At 71.6% G+C, this 14,947-nt stretch carries 14 protein-coding genes; 5 read left to right on the forward strand and 9 right to left on the reverse strand.

Annotation, left to right across the window (positions count from 1 at the left end):
• Nucleotides 1-8: 8 nt before the first annotated feature.
• The 5 genes from htpG to BMY40_RS06035 all read right to left on the reverse strand — a co-directional run bounded on the left by htpG (nucleotide 9) and on the right by BMY40_RS06035 (nucleotide 3,945).
• Complete coding sequence (gene htpG, locus BMY40_RS06020; RefSeq protein WP_093656218.1) at nucleotides 9-1,964, reverse strand: molecular chaperone HtpG; 1,956 nt, start codon at nucleotides 1,962-1,964, stop codon at nucleotides 9-11.
• A 145-nt stretch (nucleotides 1,965-2,109) separates the two neighbouring features.
• Nucleotides 2,110-3,228: a methyltransferase domain-containing protein gene (locus tag BMY40_RS06025; RefSeq protein WP_093656780.1), complete on the reverse strand. Its 1,119-nt coding sequence runs from the start codon at nucleotides 3,226-3,228 to the stop codon at nucleotides 2,110-2,112.
• Nucleotides 3,229-3,335: 107 nt separating this feature from the next.
• Nucleotides 3,336-3,494 (reverse strand): hypothetical protein, encoded by a 159-nt coding sequence (locus BMY40_RS27945; RefSeq protein WP_177213898.1) that lies wholly within the window; start codon nucleotides 3,492-3,494, stop codon nucleotides 3,336-3,338.
• Nucleotides 3,495-3,550: 56 nt separating this feature from the next.
• Nucleotides 3,551-3,745 carry a hypothetical protein gene (locus BMY40_RS06030; protein WP_093656220.1) on the reverse strand — a complete coding sequence of 65 codons (195 nt, stop codon included), beginning with the start codon at nucleotides 3,743-3,745 and terminating at the stop codon, nucleotides 3,551-3,553.
• On the reverse strand, nucleotides 3,742-3,945 hold the full coding sequence (locus BMY40_RS06035) for a hypothetical protein (protein ID WP_093656222.1): 204 nt from the start codon (nucleotides 3,943-3,945) through the stop codon (nucleotides 3,742-3,744). The genes BMY40_RS06030 and BMY40_RS06035 overlap by 4 nt, the downstream gene beginning before the upstream one ends.
• A gap of 135 nt (nucleotides 3,946-4,080) precedes the next feature.
• On the opposite strand from BMY40_RS06035, the gene BMY40_RS06040 reads away from it, so the two are divergent.
• Both BMY40_RS06040 and BMY40_RS06045 read left to right on the forward strand, forming a co-directional pair.
• Nucleotides 4,081-4,911: a helix-turn-helix domain-containing protein gene (locus BMY40_RS06040; protein WP_342745056.1), complete on the forward strand. Its 831-nt coding sequence runs from the start codon at nucleotides 4,081-4,083 to the stop codon at nucleotides 4,909-4,911.
• Complete coding sequence (locus BMY40_RS06045) at nucleotides 4,895-5,104, forward strand: DUF397 domain-containing protein (protein WP_425443078.1); 210 nt, start codon at nucleotides 4,895-4,897, stop codon at nucleotides 5,102-5,104. The genes BMY40_RS06040 and BMY40_RS06045 overlap by 17 nt, the downstream gene beginning before the upstream one ends.
• A gap of 59 nt (nucleotides 5,105-5,163) precedes the next feature.
• Here BMY40_RS06045 and BMY40_RS06050 read toward each other — a convergent pair whose 3' ends face one another.
• Nucleotides 5,164-5,733: a DinB family protein gene (locus tag BMY40_RS06050; RefSeq protein WP_093656224.1), complete on the reverse strand. Its 570-nt coding sequence runs from the start codon at nucleotides 5,731-5,733 to the stop codon at nucleotides 5,164-5,166.
• A 76-nt stretch (nucleotides 5,734-5,809) separates the two neighbouring features.
• Nucleotides 5,810-6,430, reverse strand: coding sequence for a restriction endonuclease (locus BMY40_RS06055; protein WP_245769925.1), 621 nt, complete (start codon nucleotides 6,428-6,430; stop codon nucleotides 5,810-5,812).
• A gap of 468 nt (nucleotides 6,431-6,898) precedes the next feature.
• Here BMY40_RS06055 and BMY40_RS06060 point away from each other — a divergent pair, with 468 nt between their 5' ends.
• Nucleotides 6,899-7,537: an HD domain-containing protein gene (locus tag BMY40_RS06060; RefSeq protein ID WP_093656786.1), complete on the forward strand. Its 639-nt coding sequence runs from the start codon at nucleotides 6,899-6,901 to the stop codon at nucleotides 7,535-7,537.
• A 544-nt stretch (nucleotides 7,538-8,081) separates the two neighbouring features.
• Nucleotides 8,082-11,174 carry a glycosyl hydrolase gene (locus tag BMY40_RS06065; RefSeq protein ID WP_093656228.1) on the forward strand — a complete coding sequence of 1,031 codons (3,093 nt, stop codon included), beginning with the start codon at nucleotides 8,082-8,084 and terminating at the stop codon, nucleotides 11,172-11,174.
• 556 nt (nucleotides 11,175-11,730) lie between these two features.
• On the opposite strand, the gene BMY40_RS06070 is transcribed toward BMY40_RS06065, so the two are convergent.
• Nucleotides 11,731-12,462 carry a DUF7873 family protein gene (locus tag BMY40_RS06070; protein ID WP_093656230.1) on the reverse strand — a complete coding sequence of 244 codons (732 nt, stop codon included), beginning with the start codon at nucleotides 12,460-12,462 and terminating at the stop codon, nucleotides 11,731-11,733.
• A gap of 145 nt (nucleotides 12,463-12,607) precedes the next feature.
• Here BMY40_RS06070 and BMY40_RS06075 point away from each other — a divergent pair, with 145 nt between their 5' ends.
• Nucleotides 12,608-13,327, forward strand: coding sequence for a hypothetical protein (locus BMY40_RS06075; RefSeq protein WP_093656232.1), 720 nt, complete (start codon nucleotides 12,608-12,610; stop codon nucleotides 13,325-13,327).
• A 203-nt stretch (nucleotides 13,328-13,530) separates the two neighbouring features.
• On the opposite strand, the gene BMY40_RS06080 is transcribed toward BMY40_RS06075, so the two are convergent.
• Nucleotides 13,531-14,766, reverse strand: coding sequence for a DNA sulfur modification protein DndB (locus tag BMY40_RS06080; protein WP_093656234.1), 1,236 nt, complete (start codon nucleotides 14,764-14,766; stop codon nucleotides 13,531-13,533).
• Nucleotides 14,767-14,947: the final 181 nt, after the last annotated feature.

A 14,947-nucleotide genomic window follows, 5' to 3' on the forward strand; every position in this document is an offset into this window, starting at 1 on the left:
GCGGCGGGTCACAGGGACCGCTCCAGGCGTTCGGCCATCAACCGGGTGAAGCGGGCCGGGTCGCCGGGCAGGCCGCCCTCCGCCAGCAGCGCCATGCCGTGGACGAGTTCGGCCATGCCGTCCAGGTCGGGCGCGGAAGCGCCGTCCGCGTGTGCCTTGCGCAGGCCCGTGATCAGGGGGTGGTCGGGGTTGATCTCCAGGATGCGCTTGCTCTCGGGCATCTCCTGGCCCATGGCGCGGAGCATGCTGCGCAGGCCGGGCGTCATGTCGTCGGAGTCCGAGACGACGCAGGCCGGCGAGACGGTCAGCCGGGAGGACAGCCGCACCTCCTTGACCTCGTCGCCGAGCCGCTCGGTCATCCACTCCAGCAGTCCGGCGTACTCCTCGCGCTGCCGCTCCCGCTCCTCCCGGGCCCGCTCCTTCTCCTCCTCGTTGCCGAGCTCGGCCTCCCCCTTGGCGATGGAGAGCAGCTTCTTCCCCTGGAAGTCGGGCACCGCGTCGACCCACACCTCGTCGACCGGGTCGGTCAGGACGAGCACCTCAAGTCCCTTGTCCCGGAAGGCCTCCATGTGCGGCGAGCTCTCCACCGCGCTCCGGGACGGGCCGGTGAGGTAGTAGATGTGCTCCTGGCCCTCCTTCATCCGCTCCACGTACTCCTGGAGCGTCGTCGTCCTCTCCGCGTCGTGGGTGGAGGCGAAGGAGGAGGCCGCCAGGATCGCGTCGCGGTTGTCGGGGTCGTTGATCAGACCCTCCTTGACGACCGCGCCGAACTCCCGCCAGAAGTCCGCGTACTTCTCGGGCCGCGCCGTCCTCATCTCCTTGAGGGTGGACAGCACCTTCTTCGCCAGCCGCCGGCGCATCAGCTGGATGTGGCGGTCCTGCTGGAGGATCTCGCGGGAGATGTTCAGCGACAGGTCCTGGGCGTCGACCACGCCCTTGACGAAGCGCAGGTAGGTCGGGACCAGCTCCTCGCACTCCTCCATGATCAGGACGCGCTTGACGTAGAGCTGCACGCCGCGCCGGTCCTGGGAGAGGACGCCCTGCGGCGGCCGCGCGGGCAGGAAGAGCAGCGCCTGGTACTCGAAGGTGCCCTCCGCCTGGACGCGGATGGTCTCCAGCGGGTCGGTCCAGTCGTGGCTGATGTGCCTGTAGAGCTCGTGGTACTCCTCGTCGGAGACCTCGCCGCGGGGCCGGGCCCACAGGGCCTTGCGGGAGTTGATCGCCTCCGGCTCGGGCTTCCCGCCGTCCCCGCTCCCCCCGTCCCCGTCCTCGCTCTTCGCACCCTCTTCGGCGCCCGCCTCGACCAGACGGATGGGCCAGGTGATGAAGTCGGAGTAGCGCTTGACGATCTCCCTGATCTTCCAGGGGGCCGTGTAGTCGAAGAGGCGGTCGTCGGTGTCCTCGGGCTTGAGCTTCAGGATGACCGACGTGCCCTGGGGCGCGTCGTCCACCGTCTCGATCGTGTACGTGCCCTCGCCGGTGGACGTCCAGCGGGTGCCCGACTCCTCCCCGGCGCGGCGGGTCAGCAACGTGACCTCGTCGGCCACCATGAAGGCGGAGTAGAAGCCGACGCCGAACTGCCCGATCAGCGCCTCCGCCGAAGCCGGGTTCCCAGCCTCCCCGGCCTTCTGCGCCTCCTCCAGCTTCCGCACGAACTCCGCGGTGCCGGACTTGGCGATCGTCCCGATCAGCCCCACGACCTCCTCGCGCGACATCCCGATGCCGTTGTCGCGCACGGTCAGCGTGCGGGCGTCCTTGTCGGTCTCGATCTCGATGTGCAGGTCGGAGACATCGGCCCCCAGCGAGTCGTCGCGCAGCGCCTCGATGCGGAGCTTGTCGAGCGCGTCGGAGGCGTTGGAGACCAGCTCTCTCAGGAACACGTCCTTGTTCGAGTAGATCGAGTGGACCATCATCCGCAGAAGCCGGCTGGCCTCCACCTGGAACTCGAACGTCTCGGCCGTCATCGTCGTGGATTCCCCCACCAGTCGTCGTCCGTGCCCGGCGGGCCCCGCGCCGCCGGACGGCGCGGGGCCCGCCGGGAATGCCTTTCCCTGTGATGTTATGCCGGACGAGCCTCCGTCCCGGCGCACACACCCAGGTACGGCCGGCTCACACCGGCCAGGAGTCGGCCGGGTCGTCCAGCCAGGCCCGCTGTCCCTGCGGCGTGACGGTCAGCCCGAACCGCTCGTACCCCGGCCTGCCCCGCTCCTGCCACCAGCGGTGGGCTGCCTCGACCTCGTCCCACAACCGGCGGGGCCCGGACTGCCACACGCGCGCAGCCCCTCCGTCGCGGAACATCACGCAGGCCCAGGAGCGGTCGGTCAGCCCGTACCACCACACCGGCCGGGCCCCGTCCCGCTTGTCGGCGACGACGCACCGGCAGTCCGGCACCCGGAGCCCGAGCGCGAAGTGTCCCGGCTCGAACCGCTCCCCGGCGAACTCTCCCTCCGGCAGCGCGGTGGACGACTCCTCGCCGTCGGCCACGCCGCCCGTGACGTACTCGGAGTGGACCGGGGACGGCGGACGCTGGGAGCGCAGCTTCATGAACTCCACCGGCCCGGTGAAGAAACCCGACGCGCTCCCCCCATCGCGGGAGACGGTCAGCCGGGCGACCGCGTCGCCGTTGCCGTAGTGCGTCCCCCACGGGGCGACGACCAGGCCGCCGGGACGGCACTGCTCCACCCAGGCGTACGGGACGGACCGCAGCCCGCACGTGGCGATGATCCGGTCGTAGGGCGCACCGTCGGAAAAGCCCCGCGAGCCGTCGCCGTGGACGACGCGGACGGGCAGGCCGAAGATCTCCAGCGCCCTGCGCGCGGCGGCGGCCACCGCCTCGTCCACCTCCACCGTCACCACGTTCACCGTGCCGAGGCGGTGGGCCAGGAGCGCCGCGTTCCAGCCCGTGCCCGCGCCGATCTCCAGCACCCGGTGGCCCGGCCGCACCTCCAGGTCCCGGAGCATCCGGAAGACCACGGACGGCATGGACGCCGAGGAGGTGGGCTCCCGCCCCGGCGCCGTGCCGGTGTGCCGGCCGTCGTCCCACTGGGTGACGACGGGTACGTCGGCGTCGGCGTACCGGGCCCAGGCGTCCGGGTCCTGTGCCATCGACACGGCGACGCTGCGGCCCGCTTCCATGTCGTAGGGCCAGATCAGCTCCGGCAGGAACGCCGACCTGGGCACGGCCGCGAAGGCGGGCGTCCAGTCCGAGGAGAGGACGCCGCCCGCCATGAGGGCGCGTGCCAACTCCAGGCGGCCGGGGCGCTGCCCGGCCGTGCCGGTGCTTTCCGCGTCCCCCGCGCTCTGCGCGCTCTCCGCGTTTTCGGTGTGCTCGGTGCTCATCGGCCGGTGACCGCCTTGGGCGGGTTGGGGACGCCGGGGCCGCCGTCCGGAGTGGGCGGCTGGTGCGGGCCGGGGTACGGCTCCCCCGGCAGCTTGTCGCCGCCGCCGTCGGCACCGATGGCGGCGTGGCCGTTGTGCTGCGTCCGGTTCGTCATGTTCCCTCTCCTCGCTGTCATGTGTTTCCGGGCCCGGCCCCGAACGAGGCCGGGGTCTATCGGGCAGGGGCGCGGTCCCGTTGCCGCAGGGCCTCCCACACCAGGGCGTTGAGCTTCCGGACGCAGTCCTCGCAGGCGTACAGCTCGGCCTGCTGCCCCTCGGTCTGCACCGGTCCGAGCCACACCACCGGCACCTGCGGCCGGAGGCAGTAGAGCCAGCACCGCCCGGTGGTCCAGGTGCGGGGCCTCACCGGCAGCGCTGCTCGCTGTGCCGGTTCGCCGCCCGCACCCCCGCGCTCAACTGCTCCTCGGGCGTGGGCAGGCGGGTGTTCTCCGGCAGGCACTCCCACTCCCGGCCCCCGCCGGGCGGGCGGAGGAAGTACCGCCCGCCGCTCCTGCCCATCAGCTCGCCGATCCGGTCGCGCGTGGTGTCCACGAGGTACGTCGCCATGTCCGCTCCTGCGCTGCGTGCGGTGACTTTCCGTATCCACCCACTCACAGATTGCTGCCGCGGCGGTACGCTCAACAGGGCTTCCAGCTCTCCGAAGCGCATGTCAAGAGGGGCACTTCGCACATGAGTCACTCCGTGGAACGTCAGGGGCCGCAGTCGCCGAAGCAGTTCTTCGGTGAGGAACTGCGACGCAGACGAGAAGCAGCAGGACTGACACAGTGCGCGCTGGGCGAGCAGGTGGTGTGCTCCCCTTCGCTGATCGCTCACTTCGAGGCCGGCCGACGCAAGCCCCGGCTCGAAGACGCCCAACGTCTGGACGCCGTGCTGGGCACGGACGGGTTCTTCGTCCGGCTGCGCCGCGCCCTGGACGGCACCTCGCGGTTCGCCGACCACTTCGCGCCCGTGGCCGACCTGGAGCCTCTGGCGACCGCCATCGAGACCTACGCGGCCACGCTGGTGCCCGGCATCCTTCAGACCGAGGCGTACGCACGCGCCGTTCTCCGCGCCGGTCAGCCCAACTACACGGCGGAGGAGCTTGACAGGCGTGTTGTCAACCGCCTGGAACGGGCCCATATCCTCAAGGACCCGGACTCCCCCATGGTCTGGGCGATCCTGAACGAGAACGTGATCCGCGCCGTTGTGGGCGGTCCGGCCGCCATGGCGGAGCAGCTTCGCCACATCGTCGCGCTGGGACGGTCCGGCAGGGCGCTGGTGCAAGTGGTCCCGCACTCCGCAGGTGCTCACACGACCATGGGTGGCATGCTGACCCTGATGGGCTTCGCCGACGCGCCCGACGTGGCGTACACGGAAGGCGTCTACAGCGGTGAGCTGATCGATGATCCGGCTCGGGTGGCGCAGTGCAGGAGGTCATACGATCTCGCCAGGGCCGCCGCGTTGGCACCGGATGCGTCCCTCGACCTACTCGAATCGGTGGCAGAGGAGTACGAGAGTGATCATCGACCTTGACCTGGGCACCGCTGCCTGGCGCAAGTCCTCCCACAGCGGCCCGGACAACGGCGACTGCGTCGAGGTCGCCGACGGGCTTCCCGGCGCGGTCCCCGTGCGGGACAGCAAGAATCCGGGCGGCCCGGCACTGGTCTTTCCGGCGCGGGCGTGGAGTGCGTTCACAGCGGAGATAAAGGGACGCGCGCGTTCCTGACTCCAGCGTCGATGGAGAAACGCCGGGGGCGGGCCGGTACGGCCCGCCCCCGGCGTTCGTCACTGCCCCACCCGCCCGTCGACGCACTCGCGCAGCAGGTCCGCGTGCCCGCAGTGGCGGGCGTACTCCTCGATCCTGTGCACCATCAGCTCCCGGACCGCGATCTCGTCCTTGCCCACGCGCTCGCCCAGGTCCGGATGCTGGGCCAGCGCGGCGTCGGTGGCTGCCTGTTCGCGCTCCAGGTCGGCGTACGCGGCGTCGACCACGGCCTGGTCGGCGACGGCTCCGTCGAAGTCCGCGTCCTTCTCGCCGTACAGCTTCGGCAGCGGCTCGCCGTCGCCGATCCAGTTGCGCCAGTCGCGTTCCACCTCGGCGAGGTGCCGGAGCAGGCCGAGCAGCGACATCGTCGACGGCGGGACCGAGCGGCGGGCCAGTTGCTCGGCGTCCAGGCCCTCGCACTTCATCCGCAGGGTCGTGCGGTAGTCCTCCAGGAACTCCCTCAGTGTCGCGAGTTCACCTTCCGGGCCGGGGCCTTCTCTGTCGCGGGGGTCGTCGTCCGGGTCGGCCCACATGTCGGGGTGGACGGTCGCCTGGGTCCATCGCGCGGGTTGGTCGCTCATGCGCCCCATGCTCGTCCGCGACAGCCCTTGCCCGCCACCGAGTTCTCCTGGAGGCGGCGTCCCGGCTCGCCGGACCCCTCGCGCGCTACTTCCCGTAGGCCTTCTTCCACCGGGCACGGTGCCGTCGGTCGCCCTGGCCCGCGCCGTTGACGCCGGCCAGGGCGGGCAGGGAGGCGCCGTTGTTCCACAGGCCCAGGTGGTCGCGGTGCACGGCGAGGATGCCGTGCTCCACCGCCAGCGCCTGGGACGGCCGGCTGAAGCGCGAGGTCGTCACGAAGACGGCCACATCGGCCCCGAAGTGCACCTTCGCTCCCATCAGGTCGCGCATCTCGCGGCTGGCGATGGTGCGGGTCGGCGCGTACCGCTTGCACTGGACGACCATCGTGCGGCCGTCCGGCAGCCGTCCGACCACGTCCGCGCCGTTGTCGTGGGAGCCGCCCACGCGCCGCACTTCCGTGCAGCCGTCGCGGCGGCACAGTTCGGCCACCAGTTCCTCGAACTCGGTGCCGGACATCGCGTCCACCTCGGCCGGCGTGCGGTGTCCGGCCGCCACCGCGTCCGCCTGCCGCCAGGCCCGGTCCCCGCCCCGGGCGATCCGGTCGGTGCGCCACAGCCACCACACCAGGCCGCCGAGGCTCGCGGCGATCGCGGTCCCCAGGAGGTACGGCCAGACGGCCGACCAGGAGGCGACGAGCAGGAGCAGCACCGCCACGCCGCCGACGACCGCCGTCCTCTGCCTGGCCTCACGCCTGCGCCGCGCCGCCGAGCCGCGTCCGCGGCCCCCGCTCCCCTTACGGCCTCCACTGCCTCCACGCCGAGCAGCCATCCCCGGCCCCCTCTCCCCCACGATCCGCGCAGCAGTCTGGGCAGGAGGGAGGCGGGGGCGGTAGGGCGACCTTCGGCCATGGCCGGAAACCACGCGGCGGCCGGGCGGACGCGGGGGCGTTCGCGCCGGAGACGCCGCGGTGAGGCTGTGCCCGTCGGGGAGGAGCTGCCGGGCGCGGTCGGACGGACCCGCTCGGCCCAGCGGGCGGAGGTGGTGCCCGGTTCGGTGTGGAACAACCGGATCGGGTGCCGGGTGCTGACGGCGCGGCGCGGACCGTGGCGCCATGCCAGGCGCCCTGCGACCCTGGCAGGGAGGCCGGACCGCCGGGACGAGGAGCGGAGAGAGACCATGAGCGAGACGATCGCGGGCGTGCGCATCCCGGACAGCGCCATGGCGCGGGAGGCGACCGAACTGGTCCGTGAGGCGGCTTCGCCGCTGCTGTTCGACCACTCCCGGCGCGTGTTCCTCTGGGGAGCGCTGCGCGGACGCGAACAGGGGCTGCGGTTCGATCCGGAGCTGCTGTACGTCGGGGCGATGTTCCACGACCTGGGGCTGACCGAGCGGTTCCGCCGCACCGACCAGCGCTTCGAGATCGACGGCGCCGACGAGGCGCGGCGGTTCCTGCGCTCCCACGGCATCACCGGCGAGGAGGCCGACCGGGTCTGGACGGCGATCGCCCTGCACACCACGCCGGAGATCCCGCTGCACATGGCCCCCGAGATCGCCCTGGTCACCCGGGGAGTGGAACTGGACGTGCTGGGCATCGGCTACCGTGCGGTCTCCGACGAGGAGCGTGCGGCCGTGGTGGAGGCCCACCCCCGCCCGGACTTCAAGAACCGGATCCTGGCCGCGTTCACCGAGGGCCTCAAGGACCGCCCCGAGACGACGTTCGGCAACGTCAAGGCCGATGTGCTCGCCCACTACGTGCCCGGATTCGTCCGCGGCGACTTCGTCGAGGTCATCAAGGGCTCCGCCTGGCCCGAGTAGCCTCCGCCCCCTCGACCGACGAGGGCCGGCCGCCGCCGCGAGCGCGGCGGGCCCGCCGGTCCTGGCCCTGCCCGGAGTGCGGGGCCAGGGCCGGCCCCGTCGGGCTCAGTCCCGTCGCGGCCGCCGGGAGCGGCCGATCGTGCCCTGACCGCCCTGCTCGCCGATCGCACCCCGGTCGCACCGCCGGCTCCGCGCCCGCCACCGGCTCCCAGGCGGCGCCCAGGGCTGCCCCGTCCCGGCACAGTTCCGCCGCGAGTACGGGAGCCGCGTCAACGCCCTTCGGGCCGCCGCGGCCGGACCGTGGTCGATCCCGGTGCCGACCACGGTTCTCCCGATCCCCGGCGCCGGTTCACCGCACGAACGCGCCGGTCACGCGCGTGCGACGGTCTGGGCGGGTGCTTGCGCCCGGGATCGTCAACAAGTGATCGACGTTTGAACCGCATGCACCTTTTTCGAAGTTCCACGGTTTCAAGCATTGACCGTGAACTGTCAAGAATCTACGTTGTCGCCACTCCTTGAGAGCGCTCTCAAAGAAGGGCTGTCCATGAGATTCCACAGACGCATCGCCCTGCTTCCGGCGGTCACCCTGGCCGCCACGGGCCTGGCGGCGACCACCGGTGCCGGCGTCGCCCACGCCGCCACCATCGAGGTGGGCAAGGGCAGTTACAGCGACGTCCGCCCGGCGGGGAGGCAAGGGCCCTCCGACAGCGGCGGCCAGGCCGTCAAACCGAAGGTCACCCCGGCCATGGCGGACAGGCCGGTGCCGACCAACGACTGGTGGTCCTCGCTGGTCTTCCAGCGGTTCTCCGCCAACCCGTGGTCGGAGAACATGTACGGCCACCCCCTGACCTACAAGGCCGTCTCCGGCGGCCTGGAGGTCGGCTACCCCACCACCCACCAGATCGTGGGCGACGGGCGCCAGTACGAGTTCCCGCACAAGGCGGACCTGACCCTCGGACTGGCCGGCCTCGACTCCCCCGACGCCAGGGCGGACGGGTGGAGCGACTGGACCGTCACCCCCTACTGGAACGACGGCTCCCGCACCCTGCGCACCACCATCGGCCACGGCATGCCGTACGTGTACGCGCAGGGCAGCGGCGGCGCCGCGCAGATCACCGCGGCGGACGCGCCGACCGTCTTCGCCGACGGCGGCCACGTGCTCGGCGTGACCATCTCCGGCCACCACTACGCGCTGTTCGCCCCCAGCGGCAGCGACTGGACCGTCTCCGGCAACCGGATCCGCGCCGACCTGGGCTCCAAGGACTACTTCTCGCTCGCGGTGCTGCCCGGCAGGGACGCGCTGGCGGCGTACGAGAAGTACGCCTTCAGCTTCGTCACCGGCTCGGAGGTGGACTGGAGCTACGACGAGGGCGCCGGTGAGGTGAGGGCGACCTACACCCTGACCACCGAGGCGAAGGAGGGCGACGAGACCGGCACTCTCCAGGCCCTCTACCGCCACCAGTGGCTGCACACCACCGACGACCTCACAGCCCACAGCTATGTGTCGTCGCGCGGTGAGATGAAGGTCCGCGAGGGGAGGTCCTTCACCACCGTCCAGAAGGCCGACGGCGTCCTGCCGGGGCTGCCCGCCGCGCCGGGCGTCGACAAGGCCAGGCTGAAGACGTACATCAACGACGTGCTGACGCAGGGCGACCCGTTCAGCGGCGCCACCGACACCTACTGGACCGGCAAGGCCCTGGGCAAGCTCGCCCAACTGGTGCCGATCGCCGACCAGATCGGCGAGACCGCCAACCGCGACAAGCTCCTCGGCCTGATCAAGGGACGCATGGAGGAGTGGTTCACCGTCGGCGGCCCGTCGGAGTTCTCCTATGACAAGGACTGGCGCACCCTCATCGGCTACCCCGCCTCCTACGGCAGCGACCAGGAGCTCAACGACCACCACTTCCACTACTCGTACTACGTGATGGCCGCGGCGATCGTGGCGCAGTACGACCCGCGGTGGGCCGCCGACTCCGAGTGGGGCGGCATGGTCGAGGAGCTGATCAGGGACGCCGCCAACCCGGCCAGGGACGACGGGAAGTACCCGTTCCTGCGCGGCTTCGACGTCTACGCCGGCCACAGCTGGGCCGCCGGTCACTCGGCCTTCGCCGCGGGCAACAACCAGGAGTCGTCCTCGGAGTCGGTCAACCTCAGCGCGGGGCTGATCCTGTGGGGCTCGGCCATGGGCGACAAGGCGCTGCGCGACCAGGGCGTCTACATGATGACGACCGAGTCGGAGTCGATCGCGCAGTACTGGTTCGACGCCGACCAGAAGGTCTACCCCGAGAACTTCGGCCACGACGTCGTGGGCATGGTCTGGGGCAGCGGCGGCGCCTACGCCACCTGGTGGACGGCCAACCCCGAGGAGATCCACGGCATCAACTTCCTTCCCGTCACCGGCGGTTCGCTCCACCTGGCCCGCGAGAAGGAGATGCTGCGCCGCAGCGTGGCCGAGATGGAGGAGGAGAACGGCGGCCCTGCCGTGGAGTGGCGGGACGTCTTCTGGGAGGTCCAGGCGCTCTACGACCCGGCCAGGGCCATGCAGTACTGGAACCAGTGGAACGGCGGCTACGTCCCCGAGGCCGGCGAGACCAAGGCGCACACCTACCACTGGGTCGCCACGATGAACTCCATCGGAGCGCCGGACATGACCGTCACGGCCAACACACCCACGGCCGTGGCCTTCGAGAAGAACGGCACCAGGACGTACGCCGCGCACAACCACGGCGAGCAGGAGTGCTCGGTGAGGTTCTCCGACGGCGGCGTCCTGAACGTCCCGGCGAGGTCCACCGCGTCCGGGGCGGGCGACGACACGCTGCTCGGCAACCTCTGCGGCGCCGACGGCGGAACCCCTCCGCCGCCGGACGACGAGAAGCCCGGCGCACCCGGCACCCCGGAGGCGAGCGACGTCACCGACGACTCGGTCACGCTGAGCTGGACCGCCGCGACCGACGACAAGGGCGTCAGTAACTACGACGTCTTCCGCGGCGGTTCGAAGGTCGCCACGGTCACCGGGACCACGTACACCGACACCGGGCTGACCTCCGGCACGGAGTACACCTACAGCGTCAAGGCCCGTGACACCGCCGGCCAGATCGGCCCGGCGAGCGGGACGGTGACCGTCACCACCACCGGCACCCCTCCCCCGCCCTACGTCGAGGCGGACACCTTCTATCTGCGGTCGGGCGGCGACCTGGCCACCGAGGCGGCCCCGGCGCCCTCCGCCGACACCATCCAGTCGGCCGGCGGCACCAACAACGACGGCACGCCGAAGAACCCGCTCGTCTACGAGGTGGAGAACGTCAAGGGCACCCTGAAGCCGGGCTCGGCCACGGCCTTCACCTTCAAGGTGGACGCCGGCACCTCCGTCGGGCACGCCCAGCAGGCCCGGGTCTCCTACGACCTGACCGGCGACGGCACGTTCGACCGCGTCGAGACGTTCCGCTACTTCGCCACCGACCCGATCCCCGGCTGGGAGGAGTACTCCTCGGCCCGGCAGGGGCTGCACTCCGCCTCGGGCGAACTGGGCGACCTGAGGGGCGGGACCGTACGCGTCGAGGTCTGGAGCGCCCTGGGCAGCGGCCCGTCCACCATCCAGGTGGGCTCGGGCTCCGTCCTGACCGTCCCCTTCGCCTGACCACCGACCGCTGACCGGGCACCCGGCGGCGCGGCACGTCCCTCACACGCCGCGCCACCGGGCAAACGGAGAAGGGATGCGTGGTCGGCCGGACGACGTGGCGGGGCCCGGGAGTCGTATCCAGCTCCCGGGCCCCTGGGGATGCCACCCAATTGCGCACGCCGGCGGCGTTTAAGAGGACGGATCAGTCATCATGCCGTCGTGTTCTGCCTTTGAACTACCGCACCGCGCAAGAGGTGCAGGCGAGAGTCGAACTCGCACCCGACGGCGTTCGTCCGTCCCCGGTCGATCCGGCGATCGGCGGCGATGCTGAGACTGGAGCGAGAGTCTGAGATTGACCGCGGCTGCCTCTGCCGTGTTGGGCTACCCCGGCCCGTCGGTGGTGGTGCTGTGCCGGGGGAAGGACTCGAACCTTCACTGTCACCGCTTCTTCAGGCTGAACTTCAGTGTCAGCTTGCGCTCATCACGCGAACCGGTCCTCATTCCGGCCCGCGCCTGGTTGCGCACCCCCGCGCTCGCACGCGGGGGCGATCGTGGATGCTACCCGCGGCAGGCGTCAGCCGAACAGGTAGCCGAACACCGCGTCACCGACCCGCCGGTCGGTGGCCTCGGCGCCGTTGGCCTCCTCGCGGGCGAACTTCACGGCCTGCTGGAGCTTCTCGACCCGCTCCACCAGCTCGTTGACCCGCCGCGCCGGAAGCGCTCCGGAGAACTTCACGGTCGTCCAGTACCCGATGGGCACGTCCTCGTAGTACACCTCGACCTGCGCCGGGTGCTTGTCCGTCGCCTCCGCCTTGACGTGGTTGCGGGGGACCTTCTTGGTGCGGATCGTGCGGACCGGGTCCGTCTTCCACCAGTCCGTGGACGGGTCCTGCGACCAGGACTCGGCGGCGTCGAGCGTGGGGAGCTTTCTGACGAAGGTGTGCAGGTCGGCGAGCTGCTTCTCCAGGAACAGCAGGTAACTCACAGGAGCGTCGGCGACGATCGTGCGCCCGTCGACCGTGACGTCGGCGCGGGCCGTGCAGTTCGCCCAGTCCTTGGTGGCGGTCACGTCGAACAGCCGGGTCAGCGACGCGGACATCTCGCGCAGCACGTCCTCGGCCTGCACCTGTACCCGCGTGGACTCGGGCGGCAGCTGCTCGCCCTCCTCGTCCTTGGGCTGGTACGTACGCGAGATGCCCGCCAGCAGCGCCGGCTTCTGCACCTTGTGGTGCGCCGCGGTGATGTCCTGGAGCGCCTTGCTCTTGACACCCTTCTCGACCGCGATGATCTGGTTCAGCTTCGCCACGTCGGGTCCCCCTTCGAACAGACGGGAACGTACCCCACCGGCTCGAACGCCCGCACGTCTTTATCGCCGCGCCCCGGGCTCCGGCCCCGCCCGGAACCGCCTGCGGGCTCCTCCCCGTCTGGGCGGGGGAGGGAGGGGACGGCAGATGTTCGCGTGGTTGTTCCTGTGGCTGGTGCTGATCGTCTGGCTGGCCGTCGGGGCCTTCGCCTACGGGTTCTGGAAGCGCCGGCGCCGCCCCGCACGGCACCGGCGCTGGTGGGTGCTGGGCACAGGTACGGGCGCCCTGGGCTACGCCCACACTCTCGCCTACGGCTTCGCGCTGACACGTCCGGCGGAGATCTGCGGGCAGCGGACCCTCGACGACGACTATCCGCTGACCCACACCCGCGTCGACGTGTTCCCCCCGGAGTTCGAGTGCCACTGGACGGATTCGTTGACGCACGGTCCCGGCCACCCCACAGCCGTGGGCGTCTGGCTGCTGTGGTGCGGGGCAGCCCTTCTGGTGGCCGGCACGGCCGCCTGGGCGACGAATCTCCCCTCGCGTGCGCCGCGCTGGGCCAGGGCGGGCGTGGTCCTCGCGCCCGCGGCCGCCGCCACCCTCTGGATCACCCGGGTCGCCCCGCTCATGGGCCTGTCGGACACCGACCTCCACAACGAGTGCTTCCGCCGGCAGGTGACCCATCTGCACTCCGCGCCCTCCGGCGAGATCACGGGAACCGACCGCGGCCTCCTGCCTCCGGCCGTCGACTGCGTCTTCACCGACGGCACCGTGAATCTCGTCCGCGCCGAGACCTTCGGACTGTCGTGCTGCCTCGCCGTGTTCCTCCTCTGCTGTGCGGCGCTCCGGCTGCCGAGGTCCCCGTAGGGCGTACCGGGAGGCTGCCGGGTCGGCGGAGCGCGGGGTCGTGGGACTGCGTCGACTGCCTCGGCGCTATCGCACCGCGGGCCGCACGGGGTGTGCGGTCAGGGCGCGGGAGCCGTGGGCCGTGCGCCGTGGGCGGGGCCCGGCCGGAGAGGGGCGCCGGCCGGGAAGGCCCCGGCGTCAGGTGGCGGGCACTACGGGCCTGTTCAGCTCCACCGGCCCCGGATCTTCCGGCCGAGCTCGCTGTGCGGGTCCAGGAGCGCGCCCGCGACGCGGCCGGCGGAGTCCTTCACGCCGCCGCTGAAGTTGAGTCGGCCGGTGGAGCCGACGCTGGCGCAGACGCCGTCCCAGTAGGCGGGTTCGCGCTCCCAGCGGACGTCGGCGAGCAGGTGCGCGACCCTCTCGTAGCCCATGGCGTCGCCGGGGTCGCACCAGGGGGTGGCGCGGTGCAGCAGGATGCCGAGGCCCGCCATCACGGCCGGGGCGGTGATGGCGCCGCGCCGGGCGAAGTCGGGGAAGTGGTCGCCGATCAGGCGGGAGACCAGGCGGACGACGACCGCCTCGACCTCGCCGGCGTCGGTGTTGGGCGGCAGGTCCTCCTCGTGGACGTGGGTCGCCGAGTACTGCACGCCCTTGCCGCCGAAGACGGTGGTGGTGATCAGCGCCCGCAGCGCGGACAGCGTCACGACCTCCTTGTCGGCCGCGGTGAGCTGCCGCTTGCCGGTGTTGACCAGATTGCCGAACGGCGTCCGCCGGCCGTCGCCCGACTCGACCTCCAGCTTCTCGCCGACGGTGTGGGCGAGGCGGGTGGCGAGGTCGCGCTGGTCCATGGACATGGCCAGGTTCTTGGCGACGTCGACGCCCTTGACGTTGCGGTCGTAGAAGATCTGCCGCGCGTCCGCCGGGGAGAGTCCCAGGTAGAGCTCGAAGGGGATGCGGACCCGCCGGCCGAGCTCGGCGTAGGTGAGGCCGAAGGACTCCGGGTCCTGGTAGATGTCGTGCCAGGCGGTGGTCTGGGTCTCGCCGTCGATGGCGATCACCATGGCGTCCGGGGCGACGGTCAGCGTACGCAGACCGGAGTCGGGGATCAGCTCGTCGCTCATCGCGGCGATCTCGCCCGCGTGCCAGAGCGTGACCGGGGGCGTGGACCAGGCGGAGCCGTGCTTGCCGAGGATGCCGGCGGCGATGTACTCGGCGTAGGCCGGGATGTTCCTGCCCTTCTGGGACTTCAGCGTCCGCTGCACGGTCGCGCGCAGTTCGGCACGGCGCCGGTCGTGTCCGGACGCGGTCTTCAGGGCGCGCGGGTCCTCCTCCCGGCGCGGTGACGGCACCAGGCGTACGAGCGTCGCCAGGGACATGGTGCCGATGACCGCGTCCTCGCGGAACGGCATGACGGTGAGCGGGATTCCTTCCGGGGTGCCGCTCGGCATGGTCAGGCGCATGGGTGCCCCCTCGGGTGGCTGGGTGGTGGTCGACCGGCCCTCGCCCGGCCCCGGGGCGCCGCACCTCCTCCGGCGTCCCGCCGGAAGGGGTCGGGGCGGGACGGAGGGGGCTGGGCGTCCGAGGGCATGGCTGTGGCAGGGGAAGTGGCGCTTCACGTCGGGGAGTTCCGCTCACCGCCGG

This window comes from Streptomyces radiopugnans (assembly GCF_900110735.1).
GTDB classification, from domain to species: domain Bacteria; phylum Actinomycetota; class Actinomycetes; order Streptomycetales; family Streptomycetaceae; genus Streptomyces; species Streptomyces radiopugnans.

Coding starts and splice junctions, on each gene's coding strand:
- htpG (WP_093656218.1), bottom strand. CDS start 1,964: ATGACGGCCGAGACGTTCGAGTTCCAGGTGGAGGCCAGCCGGCTTCTG.
- BMY40_RS06060 (WP_093656786.1), top strand. CDS start 6,899: ATGAGCGAGACGATCGCGGGCGTGCGCATCCCGGACAGCGCCATGGCG.
- BMY40_RS06035 (WP_093656222.1), bottom strand. CDS start 3,945: ATGGCGACGTACCTCGTGGACACCACGCGCGACCGGATCGGCGAGCTG.
- BMY40_RS06080 (WP_093656234.1), bottom strand. CDS start 14,766: ATGCGCCTGACCATGCCGAGCGGCACCCCGGAAGGAATCCCGCTCACC.
- BMY40_RS06025 (WP_093656780.1), bottom strand. CDS start 3,228: ATGGCGGGCGGCGTCCTCTCCTCGGACTGGACGCCCGCCTTCGCGGCC.
- BMY40_RS06065 (WP_093656228.1), top strand. CDS start 8,082: ATGAGATTCCACAGACGCATCGCCCTGCTTCCGGCGGTCACCCTGGCC.
- BMY40_RS06075 (WP_093656232.1), top strand. CDS start 12,608: ATGTTCGCGTGGTTGTTCCTGTGGCTGGTGCTGATCGTCTGGCTGGCC.
- BMY40_RS06050 (WP_093656224.1), bottom strand. CDS start 5,733: ATGGGGCGCATGAGCGACCAACCCGCGCGATGGACCCAGGCGACCGTC.
- BMY40_RS27945 (WP_177213898.1), bottom strand. CDS start 3,494: ATGACGAACCGGACGCAGCACAACGGCCACGCCGCCATCGGTGCCGAC.